At 66.8% G+C, this 19862-nt stretch carries 20 protein-coding genes and 2 pseudogenes; 6 read left to right on the forward strand and 16 right to left on the reverse strand.

Translation table 11 applies throughout. The features are described from left to right. Positions 1-555: 555 nt before the first annotated feature. From KHP12_RS02730 to KHP12_RS02790, 13 genes and pseudogenes are all read right to left on the reverse strand, one after another. A pseudogene (locus KHP12_RS02730) lies at positions 556-726 on the reverse strand (ISL3 family transposase); the annotation flags it as partial. 51 nt (positions 727-777) lie between these two features. Next, complete coding sequence (locus KHP12_RS02735; RefSeq protein ID WP_086882043.1) at positions 778-1128, reverse strand: winged helix-turn-helix transcriptional regulator; 351 nt, start codon at positions 1126-1128, stop codon at positions 778-780. After that, positions 1121-1456, reverse strand: a complete 336-nt coding sequence (locus KHP12_RS02740; protein WP_167442510.1) for a hypothetical protein — start codon at positions 1454-1456, stop codon at positions 1121-1123. The genes KHP12_RS02735 and KHP12_RS02740 overlap by 8 nt, the downstream gene beginning before the upstream one ends. A gap of 143 nt (positions 1457-1599) precedes the next feature. Further along, the gene (locus KHP12_RS02745) at positions 1600-2727 is read right to left on the reverse strand and encodes an NADH:flavin oxidoreductase (RefSeq protein WP_211831342.1); all 1128 of its coding nucleotides are present in this window, start codon (positions 2725-2727) and stop codon (positions 1600-1602) included. A 508-nt stretch (positions 2728-3235) separates the two neighbouring features. Next, a complete protein-coding gene (locus tag KHP12_RS02750) occupies positions 3236-3655 on the reverse strand; it encodes a VOC family protein (protein WP_086882041.1) in 420 nt (139 codons plus the stop codon). A 16-nt stretch (positions 3656-3671) separates the two neighbouring features. Then, positions 3672-4940, reverse strand: a complete 1269-nt coding sequence (locus tag KHP12_RS02755) for an MFS transporter (RefSeq protein WP_167442516.1) — start codon at positions 4938-4940, stop codon at positions 3672-3674. Beyond that, entirely contained in the window at positions 4937-5410 is a 474-nt protein-coding gene (locus KHP12_RS02760; RefSeq protein ID WP_167442515.1) for a cupin domain-containing protein, read from the reverse strand. The genes KHP12_RS02755 and KHP12_RS02760 overlap by 4 nt, the downstream gene beginning before the upstream one ends. Then, positions 5373-7235, reverse strand: a complete 1863-nt coding sequence (locus tag KHP12_RS02765; protein WP_211831344.1) for an FAD/NAD(P)-binding protein — start codon at positions 7233-7235, stop codon at positions 5373-5375. Before KHP12_RS02765 ends, KHP12_RS02760 begins: the two co-directional genes overlap by 38 nt. After that, complete coding sequence (locus KHP12_RS02770) at positions 7232-8086, reverse strand: N-acyl homoserine lactonase family protein (RefSeq protein WP_211831346.1); 855 nt, start codon at positions 8084-8086, stop codon at positions 7232-7234. The genes KHP12_RS02765 and KHP12_RS02770 overlap by 4 nt, the downstream gene beginning before the upstream one ends. Continuing rightward, on the reverse strand, positions 8083-9420 hold the full coding sequence (locus tag KHP12_RS02775) for a KamA family radical SAM protein (protein ID WP_086882036.1): 1338 nt from the start codon (positions 9418-9420) through the stop codon (positions 8083-8085). The genes KHP12_RS02770 and KHP12_RS02775 overlap by 4 nt, the downstream gene beginning before the upstream one ends. A 617-nt stretch (positions 9421-10037) precedes the next feature. Continuing rightward, complete coding sequence (locus tag KHP12_RS02780) at positions 10038-11075, reverse strand: LuxR C-terminal-related transcriptional regulator (protein WP_107471761.1); 1038 nt, start codon at positions 11073-11075, stop codon at positions 10038-10040. A 209-nt stretch (positions 11076-11284) separates the two neighbouring features. After that, a complete protein-coding gene (locus KHP12_RS02785; RefSeq protein WP_211831348.1) occupies positions 11285-11647 on the reverse strand; it encodes a hypothetical protein in 363 nt (120 codons plus the stop codon). Positions 11648-11785: 138 nt separating this feature from the next. After that, the gene (locus tag KHP12_RS02790; protein WP_167442509.1) at positions 11786-12523 is read right to left on the reverse strand and encodes a hypothetical protein; all 738 of its coding nucleotides are present in this window, start codon (positions 12521-12523) and stop codon (positions 11786-11788) included. A 299-nt stretch (positions 12524-12822) separates the two neighbouring features. On the opposite strand from KHP12_RS02790, the gene KHP12_RS02795 reads away from it, so the two are divergent. The 3 genes from KHP12_RS02795 to KHP12_RS53180 all read left to right on the forward strand — a co-directional run bounded on the left by KHP12_RS02795 (position 12823) and on the right by KHP12_RS53180 (position 14321). Further along, positions 12823-13416 carry a DinB family protein gene (locus KHP12_RS02795; protein WP_086882032.1) on the forward strand — a complete coding sequence of 198 codons (594 nt, stop codon included), beginning with the start codon at positions 12823-12825 and terminating at the stop codon, positions 13414-13416. A gap of 186 nt (positions 13417-13602) precedes the next feature. Then, a complete protein-coding gene (locus KHP12_RS02800) occupies positions 13603-13896 on the forward strand; it encodes a hypothetical protein (protein ID WP_208653006.1) in 294 nt (97 codons plus the stop codon). 140 nt (positions 13897-14036) lie between these two features. Then, positions 14037-14321 carry a hypothetical protein gene (locus KHP12_RS53180; protein WP_208653005.1) on the forward strand — a complete coding sequence of 95 codons (285 nt, stop codon included), beginning with the start codon at positions 14037-14039 and terminating at the stop codon, positions 14319-14321. Between the two features lie 39 nt (positions 14322-14360). Here KHP12_RS53180 and KHP12_RS02810 read toward each other — a convergent pair whose 3' ends face one another. Next, positions 14361-14573: a hypothetical protein gene (locus tag KHP12_RS02810; protein WP_086882031.1), complete on the reverse strand. Its 213-nt coding sequence runs from the start codon at positions 14571-14573 to the stop codon at positions 14361-14363. Between the two features lie 472 nt (positions 14574-15045). Between KHP12_RS02810 and KHP12_RS02815 the strand changes: the two genes are divergently transcribed. Next, positions 15046-16227, forward strand: a complete 1182-nt coding sequence (locus KHP12_RS02815) for a serine hydrolase domain-containing protein (protein ID WP_086882030.1) — start codon at positions 15046-15048, stop codon at positions 16225-16227. Between the two features lie 718 nt (positions 16228-16945). Here KHP12_RS02815 and KHP12_RS02820 read toward each other — a convergent pair. Then, on the reverse strand, positions 16946-17359 hold the full coding sequence (locus KHP12_RS02820; protein WP_211831350.1) for an NUDIX domain-containing protein: 414 nt from the start codon (positions 17357-17359) through the stop codon (positions 16946-16948). A gap of 8 nt (positions 17360-17367) precedes the next feature. Here KHP12_RS02820 and KHP12_RS50430 point away from each other — a divergent pair. Together KHP12_RS50430 and KHP12_RS02825 are read left to right on the forward strand one after the other, a co-directional pair. Further along, positions 17368-17616, forward strand: a pseudogene (locus KHP12_RS50430) (GNAT family N-acetyltransferase); the annotation flags it as partial. Positions 17617-17956: 340 nt separating this feature from the next. Next, the gene (locus tag KHP12_RS02825) at positions 17957-18682 is read left to right on the forward strand and encodes a dienelactone hydrolase family protein (RefSeq protein WP_086882028.1); all 726 of its coding nucleotides are present in this window, start codon (positions 17957-17959) and stop codon (positions 18680-18682) included. Positions 18683-19106: 424 nt separating this feature from the next. Here the strand turns inward: KHP12_RS02825 and KHP12_RS02830 are convergent, their stop codons facing one another. Next, entirely contained in the window at positions 19107-19787 is a 681-nt protein-coding gene (locus KHP12_RS02830) for a response regulator (RefSeq protein WP_086882027.1), read from the reverse strand. Positions 19788-19862 lie beyond the last annotated feature (75 nt).

The raw sequence follows: 19862 nt of genomic DNA on the forward strand, positions 1-19862 counted from the left end.
GACCAGGACGCCGAGCACCAGCACGGCCAGCCACAGCAGACGCAATGGCCCCGCGGAGCGGGGCCGCAGCATGCCGGAGCGCAACCAAGCCGTAACCATGCCGTGATCGTAACCATTGCCCGGCGGCACGGCGCAAACTTCCCGCCGAAACACCGCGTTAACAGCTGTACACACATTTCACGCAATGGATCAGGCTGATGCTTCGGGTCTCGTGAAACGACAGGTCGCCCCGCCCTCGGCACCCATGCGCACGAGCCGCGACCATCTGGCCTCCGCCAGACGTGATCCGCCTCACGCCTCCGTCGACGGCCCTCGTGACCTCACTCGGCTCGTGGAGCGTCGCCGATGCCTCTGCGGCGATGCGGCCCGGCGGGCGTCTGCACTTCGGTGGCCACATCCATTCGGCAGGTGCCCGGTTCACCCGGAAGCAGCGCAGGTCAACGTCGTGTGGCCGCTGCTGACCGGCTGCTACAACCTCGGCTGGGACACCGAACGAGCCCTCGAGGGGGCCGGTAAGGCGCGGCACTTCGACTTCATCGCCATGGGGCGCGCACGATGCTGGCACACGATCGCCTCCAGGGCCCACCGCAACCCGCGGCGCGACAGCTTCGCCCGCGGTTCCGCGGCCCGGCTGGTGTCTTGGCGCCACACATGTCCGCAGCCGGCGCACCGGTAGCGGCGGATCGACACGACCAGGACGGTCGGCTGCCAACCCAGGGGCTCATGCCTTCGGAAGCTCGTCCCGGTGACCAGCCGCTGACTAAGCATCGTCATCCATCAGGATCTGACGGGTTGGCTCGCCAACGCCCCGGTCCGATCCATGTGGGCGTATCCCCATTCGCACAGCGGGCGCAGCGCTTCAGCCAGACTCGAGCCGAACGGTGTCAGGGAGTATTCGACGTGAGGGGGAAGCTCCTGGAAGTCCTTGCGGACGACAATGCAGTCTGCCTCAAGGTCTTTGAGCGCACCGATCAGCACTTTCTCGGTAATGCCGTCGACAAGGCGGCGCAGCTGGCCGAACCGCTGGGGACCGTGCACGGCGAGCTGCCACAGCACCAGAAACTTCCACCTGCCCCCGACGACGGACAGTGCGGCGTCCAATCCGCAGTAGAACCCACGCTCAGTCATCTGGACATACCCTTCCGTCCGCCACCGCCTGGAGGCACTTACCCCAGAGTAGGTACTTGCTGGCGGGAGGGGACTTGTTGCCGATCCACTCATCGCATTCGACTCCGTACTTGGTGATGGCCACAAACCATCCCCACGCCGAGGAACTAGACAACCGCACGCTCGCGCGGCCGCCGCCGTAGCGCTCGCTCACCGCCCGCCGCGCGAAACGGCCCGTGCCTCGGTGACGGTGACGCACCGTCCGTTCATCTCCTGGCAATCCAGCCTTCTCCAGGTCTTCCTTCGTGGTCTGGTAGCTCGGATTGCCCACGTGCAGCCGCTTCGACATGTCCCGCTCTCCCTGCCTCATCCGACCTGCCTCATCCGAGGCGGCGCCAACGCGGCGCCAATCGGGGCAACCGTCTCAGTGCGGCGGAAAGTGGGCCATCGTGCCTGAGCTGAATCGGTGAGGGCGGACGCCGGGACCCGACGTCAGTGCAGGGTGGCGACCTGGTCGGCGGCGAACGGGATCAGCGCCTCCGTGTCCCCGGTGAGGACCTTGCGAGCCCACTCCGGGTCGGCGATCAGGGCCCGGCCGATCGCGATCAGGTCGAACTCGTCCCGCTCCAGCCGGTCCAGCAGGTTTTCGATGCCCGCCACCCCGGTCCGGCTCCCGCTCTCGAACCCCGGCTTGAACGCCTTGTCCAGGCCGACGGAGCCGACGCTGATGGTGGGCTTGCCGGTGAGCTTCTTGGTCCAGCCCGCGAGATTCAGGTCCGAGTCCTCGAACTCCGGCACCCAGTACCGGCGGGTGGAGGAGTGGAAGGCGTCCACCCCGGCCTCCGCGAGCGGGGTGAGGACCGCCTCCAGCTCCTGCGGGGTGGTGGCCAGCCGCGCGTCGTAGTTGTTCAGCTTCCACTGCGAGGTGCGGAAGACGATCGGGAAGTCGGCGGAGACGGCCTTCCGGCAGGCGGCCACGATCTCGGCGGCGAACCGGGTACGGGCGACCGGGTCACCGCCGTAGCCGTCGGTGCGGCGGTTGGTGCGCTCCCACAGGAACTGGTCGATCAGAAGGCCATGGGCGCCGTGCACTTCGACGCCGTCGAAGCCGGTGCGCTCGGCCGCGGCGGCGGCCTCGGCGAAGGCGGCGATCACCGCGTCCAGGTCGGCCTGGGTCATGGCCTTACCGGCCGGGGCGCCGTCCAGCCCGATACCCGACGGGCTGACCGTCGGGGCGTCGGGGACCGGGCCCGCGCCCTCGGGGCGCTGCACCCCGACGTGGCAGATCTGCGCCATGATCCGGCCGCCCGCGCGGTGCACCTCCGCCACCACGTTCTTCCAGCCCGCCAGGGCGTCCTCGCCGTGGAACAGCGGCGCCCGGATGCTGTCCCCCGCCGCGTCGTGACGGATGTACGTTCCCTCGGTGACGATCAGCCCGACCCCGCCGGCCGCCCGGCGCGCGTAGTACCGCGCCACGTCGGCACCGGGGACGCCGCCCGGCGAGAAGTCGCGCGTCATCGGCGCCATGACGATCCGGTTCGGGACGGTGAGCCCGCGCAGGGTGAACGGGCGGGACAGGGTCTGAGCCGCGCGGTCGGCGGCAGCGCTGCTGGCAGGCACGTGAATGCTCCTCGAAGTAGGACGACGTTCCGCGGAGGGCCGGCTCTCGGAGGCGGCGGCGATGTCGGTGGTGCTGGACGTGTCGGGCATGATCGATGTGTCTTTCGTGCATTCGGTTGGTTTGGTCTGACTCCCCGACGCCGAGGCTCGTGCGCCCGAACCCGGGACGGGGCTTGACGGCTAGGCCGGTTGCCTACGCCAGAACCGAGGGAACATGCCGTTCCTTCCCACGGGCAAGTACCTACTTTTTTGTAAGTGCCCCAAGCTCGTACGGCGGGTTCGGAGGGGGCCGCGCGGGACCCGGCGCGATAGCCGGGCCTCCAACCTGCCCGCGGGCAGGCCGGGCAGCCGAAACGGCCCGCCGGACAATCCGACGGGCCGTCACGAAAGGTCGAGGTCAACGGGCAGGCCAATGGAGCGAAATCAACGGTGTTGACGTGGATCCGCTCCGAGCAGCCGCGATGGGTTTCCGAACGACACACACGGAAACCGTCTTGCGGCAGGTGAGTCAGGCCGTTGCGGCGTCGCGCTCGACGAGCTGAAACTGAATCCCCTCCGAGGTGTCGGGCCGGGAAAAGGCATTGAGGTTGCCGTCGATCGCCACGGGCTGAGGAGCGACGAATTCGACGCCGAGGCCACGAAGCGTCTGCATGATCTCGGTGATGCTGTCGTCGACCTCGACTGCGATGTGCTCGATGCGAGCCTTGTCGCCGACGCGGTCGCCGAGACGGCGTCGACGGGCCTCGCTGGTGGTGGGTTCGATGAGCTCGATACGAGCCCCGTCACCCACCCGGTAGAACGCGGCTTTTACCTTGCGGTCGGGCAGCTCGCGTTCGAACTCGAGGGTGAGACCGAGGCTTTCAAGGAATTTCTTCGCGCGAGGCAGGTCGTGGACCACGACACCGATATGGTCAATGCGCTTGAGCATGAGCGTATGGGTCCCTTCAGGAGGTCTGCGATGCGGTGGGGTTCGGGGCGGCCTGAGTGCGGTGCAGTTGGGTAGCCGTCAGGATCAGAATGACCACCAGGAAGAGCCAGCCGACCGTGTAGCCGGTGGCGCCGACGAGCGCGCCGAACAACGGTGGCATGGTGGCGGCGATGATCTGATTCAGGGTGATCGCGAAGCTGATTGTGGAGGCGACCGCATGCTGGGGGGCGATGTCGGTGATCTGTACGAGGTAGAGCGGGTACCAGCCGACGCTGAGCAGGCCCAGCAGCGTGCAGAGCGTGTAAGCGAGCACGCGAGGCGAGCCGGGGGTCAACGCGCTGAGCGCGGTGATCGGGATCGTGGAGAAGGCGAGAAGCCACTTCAGTGAGCGCATCCGCATGCCGGGCCAGAAACGGTCACTGATCCAGGCGAGACCGATCCGGCCGGCGATCCCGGCAGCCTGGGCCACCGAGTACATGAAGCCGGCCGTGACAATCGGGATGCGTAGGTGATCGTTGAGGAAGATCAAGATCTGCACGGAGAACACGTACTGGAACGCGGCCAAGGCGAGTCCGGCGATGAGAAGCGAGCGGACAGCCCTGTCGCGCACGAGGCCGAGGATCAAACGGCGCAGGTGCACCGGCGTCTTTTGCGCACTCGTCGTGGCGTCACCCGTCTGGCGGTAGAAGGTGGCGAAGACCACGCCCCCGAGGATGCCGGCCGCTCCCTGGACGATCATGGCCGCGGTCCAGCCGTGGTGCAGGGCGACGGCGGGCAGGATCGCCCCGGCGATGGAGGCACCGATCGGCAGACCCGCTTGGCGTATACCGGTGGCCATGCCTCGTAGGCCGGGTTCGAACCATCGGGTGATGGCTCGCTGCCCGCCAGGCAGAATAGATCCGTAGAAGGCGCCCATCACCAGGATGAACAGCAGCAGCACAGGGTAATTGCGCCCCGCGGCCGCGGCGATGAACGCCGTGACGCCCATGGCGATCATCGTAAGAGAGACGACCCAGCGCTCTCCGTAGCGGTCGATGGCCCGCCCGATGATCAGCATCGAGGCGATCGGCCCGGCCTGAATCGCCGTGGCTGCGAGAGCGGCGGTGGCCGCTGACAGGTGGTAGGTGTTCTTCCAGAACGGCAGCAGGACACTGACGCCGGAGTAGACGATCGAGCCGGAAGTCAGCGCGGTAACGGCGACGGCGAGCACGACCCACTTGTACGAGCCCGCTGAGTGGGCAGCTCGCTCGGCGGGCGCCGCCTCGCCGACCTCTTGCGCGGTCACGCGCCGGGCTCCGATTGCCTGGAGGCCAGGTTCCCCAGCTCGGCCAACAGCGGGATGTTCATCAGGTTCAGCAGGACGAGGCTCTGGCTCGTGGGGTTGTTGAAGTGGTGCAGCGACCAGGCCGGGACGAGCAGAAGGTCCCCGAGGCTCAGATCGGTTGTCTCGCTGGTGTCGTGGAAGGTGACAGTGCCGGTGCCGGCTTGCACGACGAACAGGTGATACCAGGTATGCGCGTGCGGGGTGGTGTTCTTCCCAGCGGGGATGACCTGGTAGGCGACGGCGACATCACGGATGATTTCGGCGCTGCCGTTCGGCAGAGACAGGGCGAGCGTGCCGCGTTCGGGGTGCTCTGTGTCGCTGAGCCGGCCGGAAGTGTCCGCCCACCGCCACACCACCGGCTCGGGCAGCAGGGTGTCGTAGCGCTTTTTGAAGTCAGGGTATGGAAACTGACCGCCGCTGCCGATCGGCACGGGAATCATCCTCCTCGAGGATCGCGAGTTGCTGCCACATGTCGCACACGGCGGCGTTCGCCTCGTCCGTGAATCGCGACTTCTGGCCGTCCCTGGGCAGGTAGTACGTGTAGTACCGCGGCCCTTCGACGGGGTATCCGACAGCCCATACACCTGTGAGCGGCGTCCCGGCCTTGGCGATGACGCGGCCGCTGGGCGTAATGTCCACACCGCCCGGCTCATAGGAGCCGTTGCTATAGGGACGGATCAAACCGCGTGCCAGCAGGCGGGCGGTCAGCGGGGAACTGTCCGTCTCGGGGTGGAACAAGTCCAGGCGCGCCGCCACTAAGGCGTCGGCGTATCGGACGGTAGGGCCGTTGGTGAAATGGGTTTCAACGGTGAACCGGGCCGTCTCAGGGTCAGGGATGATACGGCAGCCCGGTCCTCCGGCCAGATCGACCACACCAGCGTTCATCAGGGCGAGAAGTTCGTAGTTACGGCGGCGGGGTGGCCCGAACGAGATCTTGTTCATGAGCGGCACCCATCGGGTGTTGAACACCCGATGCGACTCCGGTGTCAGGCCGGAGAATTCGACGACCTCGCGCAGGCTGGCGCGGATGTCCCGGATGGCGTCGGTGGCAGCTTTGACAGGGCTCGTCCGGTTGCCTTCCTCGGCGTGCTTCAGGTCCTCGGTGACGAACGCCGTGAAGAAGGCGCGGAAGGCGTCCAGATCCCTGAAGCTCTTGCCGACCAGCGGGTCGACGATGGCGTCGACGGCGGCCTGATCGGCCGCTGCGAATTCGTACCGGTCGGGCCGGATATGACGTTGCTCCAGCGTGGAGCGGTAAACGTAGCCCATTTCCCGACGTAGGAGCGGCACGGCTTCCGCCTCGAAGTCGATCTGCGCGCTGCCGCGCTTCCGCCTCGCGTGCTCACGCAATCTGCGGATGGCCTCGAGGGTGAAGAAGTGCGGCTGGTAGGCGCCGGCGAGGCCCTTCTGGTTGATGCCGCGTGCGGCGGCGGGCAGGCACTGACGGGAGAACAACAGGATGCTCGGCTCGCGCCCGCACGGTATGTAGCGCATGTCGTGGCCGTCGCCCTCGAAACGTCCGCCCCTGCCGATGGTGAGGTGAGCGATGACGTCGTGGGCGGTCAGCCCGAAACCCTGCACGGCCACCGTGGCCCCGGGAGCGATGCGCCCGAGCTTGTCGACCGGGTAGCAGTCCGCCAGGTAGGCGAGGCGGTCATTGCGGCCCTGGTGTTCGCTGACGAAATTCTCGAACCGGATGTCCTCGTCGGTGGGAGTGCGCCGGGAGTGCCCGGTGGCGAGGAACAGGAAATCGGAGGGAATCTCGTAGCCGTTCTCGGTCCGCACCACGTACCTGCCGGACGGGGAGAGCTCCTCCATGTCGATGGCGCGAGCCCGGTGGTGCACCACTCGCACGCCCGTGGGCAGCGAACTGAGGGTGCGGTCGGACGCGAAGGAGAGATACTCGCCGAGCAAGTTGCGCGGCAGGTAGTCGTGTGGCCCGATCGGCTCCCCGCCTGCCTCGCCCGTGCGGTAGTAGCCACCTGCGAAGCGGCGGTAGCCAACCTGCTGGGCCCAATCGGTGAACGACGGGCCGCCACCGCCGGGGAACATGGTGAGCTGGCTGGCGAGCGTGTTGGTGAGCAGATGGTCGGGCTGCCGGTTGGAGTGTGCCCCTTGCCCGGTGTCGCCGGGGTCGACAAGGTGGACGTCCAGCTCAACGCCCTCGGGGAGCTGGTGGGCTCGCTGGGCGATGTGCTGGAGGATGCCGAGGCCGCGCGGCCCCAGCCCGATGATCGTGACCTGAACAGCCCTCACGAGATCACCCGCTCGCGCAGTTCCAGCGCCGCCGGGTCGGTGTACGGGGCTATGGGTTCCTCGTGCAACCGCACCCAGCGGGGGTCGTCCTCTACCTGGGGGAAGCGGGTGGCGACCTGAGGATCATGACCGGGGATGATGTGGTCGACGCCGTCCGCCAGATCTTCGACGGTCTCGTACGCCTCGACCATGGAGGCGAGGTGGTCGAGGATCGGGAACGGGGCCCGGCGACGGATGTTTGCCCACAGGTGCGACGAATCGCTCGCCAACACGACCCAGCCGCGCTTTGTGTGAACGCGTACTACTTGAAGGCCGGGGGTATGTCCAGGGGCCGGGTGCACCTCGACGCCGGGCACAATCGTAGCCGGGCCCTGGTGCAGGGTGAGGCGCTCGTCGAACAGCAGCCGAATCGCCGCGTTCACATCCTCCGCCTCGAAGGGGCGGCGGGGTGCGGATTGGCGCATGGCGCGGCTGGTGCAGAACGCGAGTTCCGGCTCTTGGAGATGAACGCGAGCCGTGGGGAAGGCGGCGAGGTGACCGGCATGGTCCCAGTGCATGTGCGTGATCAGCAGATGCGACACGTCGGTGGGATCCATGCCGAGACCGGCCAGGGCCTCGACGGGGTGGTGAAGTTGCTCGCGGCCACGCCGCGCACCCGTGTGCGCGGTAAACCCGGTATCGACGACGATCACCTGATCCTGACCTCGGATGACCCAGATGTAGAAGTCGAAGCCGACCGGAGTGTCGGTGGCGCAGGGGTCGTCGGCGAACAGGAAGTTCTCCCGCGCGAGTCGCCCCGTCTGAGTCCCGAACCTGAGCGCGAGAAGTTCGTGGGTTGGCGGCCGGTTCATGCGCCCACCACCGTCAGTTCGCGAGCCTCGGGCGCCGGGAGCGGCAGTTCGTCCTCGAAGAAGAACTTCTCCGCCCCGAACGCCGGGGTGAGCTGGTCGAACCAGGTCGCGTCCGGATCGTATCTGGCGTAGAACGGCCGACGCGCCCAGTCCGCATGACGCCCCTGAAGGAACTGCAGGGCGAACACCTTCTCGCCGCGGATGGTGGGGGTGCCGTCGATGAGAACCTTGCCCGGAAACGCGCTCATCGACGGGCCGCGCACGGTGCGGGCGAGGCCGGAGACCCGCTGGTATGCGTCGCGGAAGATCTCGTACGCCCTCACCAGGGGAATCTCGAAGTAGGAGCGGGCGCCGGTATCGCGTTCGACGAACATGTAGTACGGGATGGCGCCCAGCCGCACCCCCGTCGTCCACAACTCCCGCCACGCCTCGGCGTTGTCGTTGATGTGCCTCAGTATCGGCGACTGGAGGCGCGTGTTCGCACCTGTGGCGATGATCCGCTTCAGGGCGGTCTGTGCGATGTCAGGGCGCAGCTCGGCGGGGTGGTTGTAGTGGCCCATGATCGCCAGGTGCTTACCAGCGGTGACGACCCGCTCGAACAGCCGGATGAGCTCGTCGGCATCCCGGTCGGTGACGAACCTTTGGGGCCAGTAGGCGACCGATTTGGTGCCGATCCGGATGTTCTGGATGTGTTCGAACTCCGGTGCCAGGAGTGGTTCGATATAGCGGGCGAGAGTGTTTGTCCGCATGATCAGCGGGTCGCCGCCGGTGATCAGGACGTCGGTGACCTCCCGGTGGCGAGCGAGGTAGGCGGTCAGGCCCTGGGCATCCTCGGCGGCGAAGGCGAGTTCGCCGTCGCCGACGAACTGCGGCCAGCGGAAGCAGAACGTGCAGTAGGCGTGGCAGGTCTGCCCGTGCTTAGGGAATAACAGTATTGTCTGGGAGTATTTGTGCTGCATCCCTGACATTTCCTTGCCGTCCAACTCAGGTACGTTGTGGGTTTGCTGGCCGGCCGGGTGGGGGTTCATCCGCTCGCGGAGCTTCCCCGCGTGAAGCGCGATCTGTCTCTTGTCGCCAGCGGCGATGACATCCCGTAGGGTGGCGTAGTCGGTGTCGTCCAGCATGGCCCGGTGGGGGAAGTTCAGCCGGAAGATGGGGTCGTCCGGGATGTTGTCCCAGTTGATGAGTTCGTCGAGCACGTACTGATTGGTGCGGAACGGGAGAACCTGGGAGACCACAGTGACGGCCTCGCGGAGTTCCTCAGGCACCCGCCCCCATTGCGGGGCGCGTTGAATTGTTTTTCCATTGTAGGGCGTGAACTTGCCGACACTCAATTCGAGTCCCTTTCCCTGTTCGAAACCGAGCGGTGTGGGCGAGCACCAATCCGAACCCTCCACCCCCGGCCGGGATCATCCTCCGCAGTTCCGGAAGCGTGCGCTGCTTGAGGGTTCACCGAGTCGGGAGCAGTGGCGGCAACGCAGGTCACAGCTACTGCCGCACATGCCATGCCGGCGATTGGTATTGCGGTTTTATGCACGACCTCCCTCAGGTCCCACTTATGAGCGAAGTTGGTCACCAGGCATACCGTCCGGCGCACCACGATCCTGCTTGAACAATGAGACACCTGTCGCGGTCGCAAGTGATCGTGCGTGCGACTGACGTAAGCCCGCCACAGGGCAAAAGGCATAATTTAGTACCAATCGGTCCACTGCCGTCAACGTCAATACAACAAGGCCGGGCGTGGCCCGGCCTTGTTGCGCTCGTTGTCGAATGTGATCGCTGGTTCAGCGGTAAGTGAGGCCGATGCGGATCACGGTGTTGTTCGGATCGCTGCCATAGGGGGAGTGGCCCTGGCCGGCGCCTCGGTGGCCAGGCGCCACGGTCTCGAACTCCGACCTCAGGATCTCGCGGTGCCGCCGCATGTGGGCGCGCAACCCCTCGACGTCCGAATTTACTGTTGGGCGCGCTTCTCGTGGAGGATGCCGAGATCGCGTAGCAGGTAGCCGGCGTGGAGCCGGTTGTGGGCCCCGATACGGAGCAGAACTGCGGCCAGGTGGCGCTGGAAGGTGCGTAGGGAGATACCGAGACGCTTGGCGACAACCTTGTCGTCGTAGCCCTCGACGAGTAGTTCCACAATCGCCGTCTTCATCTCCTCCGAGCTGAACAGCATCTGTTCCCGCTCATAGGTGAGCGGGAATGGCAGGGCTTTGTCCCAAGCCCGCTCGAAGGCGCCGATCAGGAAGTGGATGACGCTCAGGTCACGTATGAGCAAGGCGCCTTTGGGGTTTCCAACCAGCTCGACGAGGGCGACTTCGCGGTCGAAGACGATGAGCTGCATGAACACTTGTGTAACAACGCGGACTTCGGCGCCGTGCTCGACAAGCAGCGAGACGTGGTCGACAGTGGGCTGATGAAACTGCGCTGTGTACTGATAGAGCGTACGCGTGCGTACACCACGCTCAAGCACGCCTACGGCACGGTCCGTTGCCTCCTTGAGGACGGGTTCGGGGCGAGGACCGCCAGGTTGAGAGACGAGGATCTCCCTGGTAGCGCGGGCCGAGAGTTCGGACACGGTCAGGCGGACGGCATCCACATTGTCCAGACGGTGCAATGAGTGTTCCCTTACGTCTTTCATGACGCTTTTCTCGTAGACGGGAAGGAGATCCACCAGTTGCGCGCTCACTTCGTTGATCGTCGTCTGCCGTTCGCGCAGTTCCCGGATCGCCGGCAAAAGAAGTTGGGTGAAGGCGGTGGCCGGCGCCACGGGTACGAGGCGAACGGGGTCTCCGGGCTTGCCGGTGAGCACCTTGAGCTGCAGCAGCCTGTCGATCGCCTGTCCGGCCTCATCGGGCGAGGCGTCCGCAAGTTGCAAGAGTTCGTTGCGGGAGACGCTTTCCCGGGCTGCCGCTAAGGCATACAGGGCGACCATCAGACGACTGTCAGCATCGGTGGTTTTGTCGGCTTCCAGGTTTGTGGGGCACGTGGGCATGGCTATGTTCCCCTTTCGGGAATTGAAGACCGTCCTAATGAACCAACAAGATCACCAACAGCCACTAACGGCGCAAGAGCGCGAAACCGTCACTTACAAAACGGCCGAAGTACCAGAGTCACCTACTCCACACACTTCGTGAGTACGAGGTCTTCTACAACGAACTCCGCCCGCACCGGGGCCTGTAACAGGTTGCTCCATGCCGCCCGCTACCTGCACTCATCACCCGACAAGACGAGCTCGCCCGCCTGGAAATCGGCCGACGAGACCGACTCGGCGAATCCCTCCAGGATCGAGCGGTATTGCGGATCGGCCGAGATCAACCCGCTCGGCGAACGCTGGCCCCAGGTGGAAAGCGTCCGTGTTCCTTGTGGGTGTCGGAGGTGCTTCTGTCCGGTGATCACGATGCGGCCGGTGGCCTCGCGGCGACAGGTTCGGATCCAGCGTTCCGCGATGGCGTTCATCCGGGGCACCTGGGGCAGTGTGGGGATGCCCCCTACGCCGATGGCTTGGAAGACGGTGTCGAAGCTTTCGGAGAGGTACGAGCCGCGGTCCCGGATGAGGAACCTCATCGACTCCGCGTATCGTCCAGGCTCATGGGGTAATTCCGTGCCTGCTGGGTGATCCAGGGACCGGTCGGGTTTCGCGTGATGTCGGCGATGCGCAACCAGCTCTGCCGGAGCCCAACGACCGTATCCCCTGCTCGGAATTCAGCTGAGGTGTATTCGCTTCCGCGGTCGCTGTGCAGGATGCAGCCTGCTTCCAGGCCGCTGCGGCCGTGGGCCATCCTCAGCGCGTCGACCACCAGCACGGCTAGGCCGATGCATGTTGCCGTTGACGCGGCCGGAGTCGCGTGGAACGGGTGCCAGGTCGGCGCCACAGGTGCTGGTCGCGTTGCACGCACCCAGAATCCGGTGGTGCGTCACGCCCGTCTGTCCGCCCGGATGACGTGTGCGAGGAACGTCGCGAGTGCGAGCGAGATGGTCCAGGACCTCCCCGAGCTTCCCTTCCCGGCTTCCCCCGGGGAGAAGGTCGGCCCGCCATGCCTCCGGCAGCCGCGTGTTCTCCTGGATCCGAAGTCGTGCAGCGCGGAACTGTTGCTGTGCTGCCGGCAGCACCCGCTTCAGCTCGGTCTGCGTGAAGGACTTCTTGCTCGGGCTGGGCATGGGGATGCGCTTGGCGAGCTCTTCAACGACCGCCCCTGTGGCCAGCCGTGGGTCTCGCAGCAGAAATGCTCGCACCGTGACAAGCGTCTTCTTGCCGTCGTTGGTGTCGATCTGCGCAGCCCTCCAGCGCTTGAGCATCGCCGCCGTCAGCCCATCCAGGTCGTCCGGCGGGCACTCCAGCCCTGACACGAACTTGGCGAACACCCGGACCTGGCGCCAACAGGCGATCGAAGACCCATGGCTTGTCCAGCCGCGGGCCTGCGCGGCGAAGGCCACCGCCAACGAGCCCTGCATGGCGGCCGGGACCGGCAGCTCAGCGAAGTCGTGCTCCTGCTTGAAGCCGGCCCGACGTCCCGACCCTCGTCGGTGGACTCCGCAACGGCGAGGATCGACTCCAGCTGAAGGTAAGCGACGGGCGCTAATGGTGGAGTCGTGTATTGGAACTGTCCGAATGCCTGCTGCATCAGGGCTCCCGGAACGGCCGGTCCACGGCATAGACGGCCCAGCCGTTGGCTGATGCTTTCTGAGCGACGGGGAAACCCATGCGACCGCTGTCGGCGGGCGGTGCGAGACTCAGACCCATGAAGCCCAATGACCCTAAAGACGATCTGCACCGCTACCTCAAGGCAGCCCGCGAAGCCGTCGTCTGGAAGCTGGACGGACTGTCCGAGTACGACGTCCGCCGCCCCCTGACACCGACTGGCACCAACCTTCTCGGCCTCGTCAAGCACCTCGCCAGTGTCGAACTCGGGTACTTCGGCCCAACCTTCGGCCGCCCGCACAACGAATCCCTCCCCTGGCACGAGGAGGACGCCGAGCCCAACTCGGACATGTGGGTACCCGCCGACGAGTCGCGCGAGGATATTCTCAGCCTCTATCACCGCGCCTGGGCGCACTCGGACGCGACGATCGAGGCGCTGCCGCTCGACGCGATGGGCCACGTCGCGTGGTGGGGCGACAACGGCGACGTAACGCTTCAGCGGGTCATGCTGCATATGACGGCCGAGACGAATCGTCACGCCGGCCACGCCGACATCGTCCGCGAACTGATCGACGGCAAGGTCGGCATGCGGGAGACCAACAGCAACATGGATGGTGGCGACGAGGCCTGGTACAAGGAGTACTGGAACAGGCTGGAGGCGTCTGCCAAGGAGGCACAGGCCAAGCCGAGCTGAACGGAGTTCGTTCGGGGAGGTGGGGGCTTGCTTTGGAAGCTCGCGTTGTTGCTACCCCCCCACCCCCATCTCATCAGGGTGTCGTCCGTTGGGTGATGGGTGCGGGTAGTGGGAGGCATGGGGCGGCTTGTGCCAGGGCCTGTGCGGACGGTGTCCGTTGGAGAAGTCCTCGTACTCGCACAGGGCGTGGAGGAGGTGGATCTGGTTCCAGATCAAGGTCCGATCCAGCAGTTCCGCGCGGCAGGTCTGTATGCAGCGCTCCATGAGCGCGTTCATCCGCGAAACCTTCACACCGGCATCGGTCATCAGGGCGTCGAAGGCGGCCGTGAATTTGGCGTCGCGGTCGCGGATGGGGAACTACGCCGTGCGGTCTGCGCCTTCGAGGCCCATGAGGAGTTTCGTCCGAGCTGCACGATCCAGTCCGCGGTGGGGTGTGCGCAGACGCAGAGGATCCGGATGCGGCTGGGGTGTGATCGATGACGGCGAAGACGTACAGACGCGCCCCGGTCAGCGTGCGGACCTGCCGGTCGGGGTCGGCGATGCTACGGGCGAGTGGACACCAACGATGTCACCTCCACCAAGCGTACGCAGGGCCCGGCTGTGGTGTGGTGGCGGGCGGCGTGGACGTCGATGAAATAACGCACGGCTCCGCGGTCGGCCAGAGCCCGGAGCTTGGTGCCGATGACATTGTCGAGAGTGAGGACGGGGCCGTAGGCGGTAGCTGTGGGCTGGCCTCAGAAGGTTTCTTTGAGGATGTCGACCTCGCACTTCTGGCCGCTGGTAAAGTCCGTGACGACGAGGCGGCCGGAGAGCGGATCGCGCCGATCTCCCGCACTTGCCAGCCGCGCTCGGTCAGCCTGGCGGTGAGGGTGCGTGGGCCGGACGCCCGGGTACCTGGACTCTGACCCGAGGGCCGCTTCCGGCCCGGGGCGTTCCGCCCGGACTTAGACGCCGTCAGAAGTGTTCCGCCTGCGCCGCCGCAGCGGTGCTGTCACCCACATCGCCAGTCCGACAAGGGAAAAGATCACCGCCCCTCCGATGACGATCGGAATGACCCCCGCAACGGCGAAGACAAGCAGCAGCTCTGCCCACGTCGGCTCCTCGCCCATCGTGTTCCCACCCTGCGTCATACACCCCACGACGCTGACCGTCAGCATTTACCCGGATCCTCGGCCGCCTCATCAACGAGTACAGATATGCGGCATGACATGCAACGATGACTTTTCGAGCGGTACAGGTTCAGGCCGTGCCGGGCCAGGACCCGGTGAACGGTCGAGCCGGGCAGGCCAGGATCGGTTTGATGCGCACTGGGCCAATTCGCAGTCTTGTCGTAGGCGGCAGTCCCAGTCCTCCACCGCTGCCGGAGTCCTGTGGGGTCGGTTGGAACGGTCGTGCAGGGGCCTCGCCCTTTTCCGGGTCAAGGAAACGATCAAGGTAGAGGCTCCTTCGACAAGAGAGCGGCCCCGTCTGACGGCGGGACCGCTCGATGGTGTTGGAGCCGAAAACCGTCACACGCGCTCGGCAGGCCGACGCCAGACTGGCGACGGCCCGCGCTGGGGGGTTATCCCCCGTTCCGATCTTGGGGTGCGCCGGATCGCGCCGCGTTGGGGGCGAAACTAGCGTCCAGCCATGACTTCGACTCTGCGAAAGCACCTGGCCATGGCACTCGGTGTCGCTACGCTGCTCACCGCCGAGGTGATCCCCGCCGTCGCCCAGCCCGCCGGTCCCTCCCCCGTGGAGCAGTTACGCCGGGACACCGAGGCGATCCACGCCCTCGGTATCAGCGGTGTGCAGGCCCGCGTGATCGCGCCTGACGGTCGGCAGTCGGTCGCCACCAGCGGTACCGCCGACCTGAACACCGGCCGCCCGGTCTCTTCCGGCGGCTACTTCCGCATGGCCAGCACGTCCAAGACGCTGGTCGCCACGGTGGTCCTCCAACTGGAGGCCGAGGGCAGGCTGTCCCTGTACGACACGGTCGATCGCTGGCTGCCCGGGGTGGTGCGGGGTAACGGGAACAATGGCAGCCAGATCACCATCCGCCAATTGCTCCAGCACACCAGCGGTATCTACGACGCCCTGCCCGGGTACACCACACCGGAGGAGTACTACCAGCAGCGCCACAACATCTACGAACCCAAGCAGCTGGTCGACCTCGCCATGGCCCACGAGCCGGACTTCCTGCCCGGCAAGGGCTGGGCGTACTCCAACACCGGCTACGTCCTGCTCGACATGATCATCCAGAAGGCCACCGGTCACCCCGCCCACCAAGAGATCGAAAACCGCATCCTGCGCCCGCTGGGCCTCGACCAGACCCGGTGGATGGGCACCTCGACCACCCTGCCCCGACCCCACGCCCAGGCTTACCAGCTCTTCGGCCCCGGTTCCCAGGTGGATGTCACCGACCAGATACCGGTGGACTACGAGAACCTTGCGTGGGTCACGACCACTCGGGATGAGAACCGCTTCTTCCGCGCGCTGCTCGACGGCCGCCTACTACCGGCACGGGAACTGGCCAAGATGAAGCAGACCGTCCCCGTGAGCGCGGAGGTCCAACAGCTGTGGCCCGAGGGCCGATACGGGCTCGGCCTGGTCGAACGCCCCCTGAGCTGCGGAGGAACCTACTGGAGCCACGAGGGCGGGGACGGCGGCTACATCACCCTCAACGGCGTCACCGACAACGGCAGGCGAAGCGCCGTTGTCTCCATGTCCGAGGCACGCGGCGACACCCCGAAGCACATACTGGAGCAGGAGAACGCGGCCAGCGCCCTGATCGACCACGCACTGTGCGCCGAGGGCCCCAGCACCCCGTGAGCGGAGGTGTCGTCGCTGTGGGCGGGGAGCTCAGCGCGGCGCTTCGCTGGTGCCGCAGACCAGCGCTGCGCACCCCCCTTGCCCTCATGGCCCCTTTTCGGCTCACCCCAATGGCCCGTCTTCGCCGCCCTCCACCCCGCCCCTGTCAGCCCTGACGACGCGCCCGCCTCGGTGAGGCGGTGGTGTGTCGTCGGTGAAGACCGGCGTGCCGAGGTCGACCAACTGGGGCCGGCCATCGGTCGGGGCCCGCTTGAAGCTGTTGAGCTTGGCCATCGCGGCGTCGAAGCCGACCTGGAGTCCTTCGACCTCGCCGAGCCAGCCGTTTCCGCGGGCCTCGGTGTGCGCTCCCGGAGATTTTGGATGATCTCCAGGAGGCGGGGCCGCTGACGAGGATCCATCTGGAGGACAGGACAACGGATGCAGGCTTCTCTGAACTTTGGGGCCGGTCCGTGCCAAAGCCTCTGACCTGCAGCTCTCTGAAACGTGTCCCAAGCCAGGACGGGCAGGAGCCGGACGCTCAGCTTGCGCCGGTCCACCAGCCGCCTTCGCCGTGGCAGTGCGGGCAGTTGGGCCGGGGCCGGGCGGTGCTCTCGACGCGGTGCCTGTCGGCGTAGAGCTTGAGGTGGCTGGCCTTGAGCGCGGCGGCGGCCGTAGCCGCGGCAAGCGGGACAGCGATGGCGACGCGCAGCAGGGCGGCGCGCAGGCGGCGGGCTTCACGTCAGCGGGTCGCGGCGTCGGCGAGGATTTCGGCGTGGTCGAACGCGAGGTGGGGGAGCGCGTCCATGGGCCACCAGCGGGCGGCGGTGGCGTCGTCTCCTGCCATCGGCGGGATGGGTGAGGGCAGGGTGGCCGTGTAGGCGACGCTGACGTACCGGCCGCGGGGGTCGCGGCCAGGGGCGTCGTAGGAGGCCACCTTCCGGAGACCGGCGGTGGAGACGGTGATGCCGGTCTCCTCCTCCAGTTCGCGCGCCGCAGCGGTCAGACTGGTCTCCCCGGCGTCCGCGAGACCGCCGGGCAGGGCCCAGCAGCCCTCATACGGGGCCCAACCCCGCTTGATCAGCAGGACGCGCCCAGCAGCAAGCAGGACGACGTCAGCGGTGCGGATCGTTTCGTCGGTGGTGTCGGTGGTCATGGGCTGGTGCAGCGGTCATCGAGCTGAACGCCTCGCCAGAGGTGGGAACCTACCTCGGTGGTCCTCGACCGCGTGCCGAGCTCGAACGCACAGGGCCCTGGGTGCCCGGACGACGCCCTGGTTTCTTCGTGGTTGAGCTCGGTGGAGCGACGGTCGGCACAATCCAGCTCGACCCGCAAGACCCCGAGCGTCCGGGTAACCGCCTGGAGGCAGGGGAGACCGAGCTCGGCTACCTGTTCCTGCCGCAGGCGTGGGGCTGATCGGTCACGAGTTTTGCTCGTCCATTGGCTGGTTCGCGCGTTTTTGCGGGTGAGGCGTCGGGGGCGGGACGCGGATGGTGCGTGGTGGCCGGTCGGCCTGTCCGGTCCTCGCCGACCCGGTGACGGGTGGGCGAGGTGTCCGGGGTGGTCTACTGGTGAAGAGGTGATGTTCCGACCCTGCGCTGTGCACCTCTGTCTGTTGACCGCTGCGCCCCGGGACGCATGCGTGAAGAGCCGACCGGATGTCAGTACGAGACTCGCGGGAGCTCGCCGCGCTGTTCTGCCAGCGGCAGAACACCGGTCCGACCGTGCTCGACGATCACTACAGTCCAGTCCCATGACGACGGTTACAACGCGCACGGTGGAGTACCCGGCCGACGGCTTGACGATGATTGGGCACCTCGCGCTCCCGGCCGGCGTCGACCGCGGGCCCGCGGTGCTGCTCGGACCGGAGGGCCCGGGGCTCAGCGACGTCGAGCGCCGCCGGGCCGATGCGCTCGCCGAGCTGGGATACGTGGCGCTGGCCTTCGACCTCCACGGCGGGCGCTATTTGAGCGACCCCGAGGAGATGCTGGCCCGTTGCATGCCGCTACTCGCCGACCACGACCGGATGCGGGGCATCGGCCACGCGGCGCTTGACGTGTTGCGCGCCGAACCGCGGACCGACCCCGACCGGATCGCCGCCGTCGGCTACGGCACCGGGGGCGCCATCGGGCTGGAACTCGGGCGCGACGGCGTCAACCTGCGCACGATCGGGACGGTTAACGCACTCACCACGGGCCGGCCGGGCGAGACGGCGCGCATCCGCTGTCCAGTGTGGGCCGGGGTCGGGTCGGAAGACCCGATCATGCCTCCCGCGCAACGGGACGCGTTCGCCGCCGAGATGCAGGCCGCGGGCGTCGACTGGCGCCTCGTGGTCTACGGTGGCGCCTTGCACGCCTTCCACCACCCGCCGGTCGACCAGCCCGTGCTCTCCGGCGTCGGCTACCACCCACGGCACGCGCAGCGAGCCTGGCGCGATGTCGTCGACCTGCTCGCCGAGTGCCTGCCCCTAACGGAGTGATCTGGTCGGCAACCGCGATTCCGAGCCGTGAACCAGGCCGGTCGATCGCCACCGACGCCAGCTTGTGGGACACCGCCGCAGCTCAGAGAAGCTGTGACGAGACGCCCCACGCAGTGGTGGTGTTCCTTGCCGATGTCCAACCCGGCCCAGGTCTCGGGCACGGTCACCTCCGCCAGCTCGTCGTCACGTTCACCCTGCAGACGACCTCGTCGGCACTGTCCTACGAAGCGATGGAGTCGCGTATCCCCATGAGCGGTCGAGTCGTCGCGGGCTCCGGGCGGCCAAGTTTCTGGAGCCATCCGACGGCGACAGGCACTGAGCCATACCCGGAGCCCCGGGCCCACCGATCCTACGAATGACCGGCCCGAGCCCGCCCCTGAAACGTAGGACAGGCCCTGACCAGCGGAAATGGCCGCTGGCTGTCTCATCGGCTCCTGCGGACTGCTCCATGCTCCCAGGCCCAGGCCGCTATCTCGACCCGGTTGCGGGCGTTGAGCTTGGCCTGGATGCGTGCCAGGTACGTTTTCACCGTCGACAGCGACAGGAACAACTCATCGCCGATCTCCTGGTTCGTGCGGCCTACGGCCACCAGCCGGACGATGTCCCGCTCCCGTTCGCTGAGGCCGGCGTCATCGGACGCCGCGGCCGCCTGTGCCGTCCCGCGTTCCGTCGCTTCCAGCTTCCGCAGGAGCCGCACGGTGACCGCGGGGGAGACGAGGGCGTCTCCCCGCGCCGCCGCCTGGACCGCCTCCACCAGAAGGGCGGGAGAGGCGTCCTTCAGCAGGAAACCGCATGCGCCGTTGCGCAGTGCGGTTCGCACATAGTCGTCCTGGTCGAATGTGGTGATCACGACGACGTTCATCGGATCGGCCACGCCGGGACCGGCCAGCTGTCGCACAACCTCCAGCCCGTCCAGCCGCGGCATACGAATGTCGACCAGCACGACCCGGGGACGCAGACGACGCGCGAGTTCGATGCACTCCACACCGTCTGCCGCCTCACCGACCACCGTGATTCCTGGCTGCACACCAAGGATCAGGCTGAATCCCATCCGCACCAGTTCCTGGTCGTCGGCGATGACGACGTCAATCTGGGGTTCGTGCACTGACCGTTCCTATCATCACGGGGCTGGGCTGCGTCGAGATGGCCCAGGTCGCTTCGTCAGAGCCCGGCTCCGGCA

The organism is Streptomyces asiaticus (assembly GCF_018138715.1).
GTDB classification, from domain to species: Bacteria; Actinomycetota; Actinomycetes; order Streptomycetales; family Streptomycetaceae; genus Streptomyces; species Streptomyces asiaticus.

What these genes read in the sequence shown, in the direction of transcription:
- KHP12_RS02735 (WP_086882043.1), bottom strand. Translation starts at nt 1,128, where the DNA reads ATGACTGAGCGTGGGTTCTACTGCGGATTGGACGCCGCACTGTCCGTC.
- KHP12_RS02740 (WP_167442510.1), bottom strand. Translation starts at nt 1,456, where the DNA reads ATGTCGAAGCGGCTGCACGTGGGCAATCCGAGCTACCAGACCACGAAG.
- KHP12_RS02750 (WP_086882041.1), bottom strand. Translation starts at nt 3,655, where the DNA reads ATGCTCAAGCGCATTGACCATATCGGTGTCGTGGTCCACGACCTGCCT.
- KHP12_RS02770 (WP_211831346.1), bottom strand. Translation starts at nt 8,086, where the DNA reads ATGAACCGGCCGCCAACCCACGAACTTCTCGCGCTCAGGTTCGGGACT.
- KHP12_RS02780 (WP_107471761.1), bottom strand. Translation starts at nt 11,075, where the DNA reads ATGCCCACGTGCCCCACAAACCTGGAAGCCGACAAAACCACCGATGCT.
- KHP12_RS02785 (WP_211831348.1), bottom strand. Translation starts at nt 11,647, where the DNA reads ATGAGGTTCCTCATCCGGGACCGCGGCTCGTACCTCTCCGAAAGCTTC.
- KHP12_RS02795 (WP_086882032.1), top strand. Translation starts at nt 12,823, where the DNA reads ATGAAGCCCAATGACCCTAAAGACGATCTGCACCGCTACCTCAAGGCA.
- KHP12_RS02810 (WP_086882031.1), bottom strand. Translation starts at nt 14,573, where the DNA reads ATGCTGACGGTCAGCGTCGTGGGGTGTATGACGCAGGGTGGGAACACG.
- KHP12_RS02815 (WP_086882030.1), top strand. Translation starts at nt 15,046, where the DNA reads ATGACTTCGACTCTGCGAAAGCACCTGGCCATGGCACTCGGTGTCGCT.
- KHP12_RS02820 (WP_211831350.1), bottom strand. Translation starts at nt 17,359, where the DNA reads ATGACCACCGACACCACCGACGAAACGATCCGCACCGCTGACGTCGTC.
- KHP12_RS02825 (WP_086882028.1), top strand. Translation starts at nt 17,957, where the DNA reads ATGACGACGGTTACAACGCGCACGGTGGAGTACCCGGCCGACGGCTTG.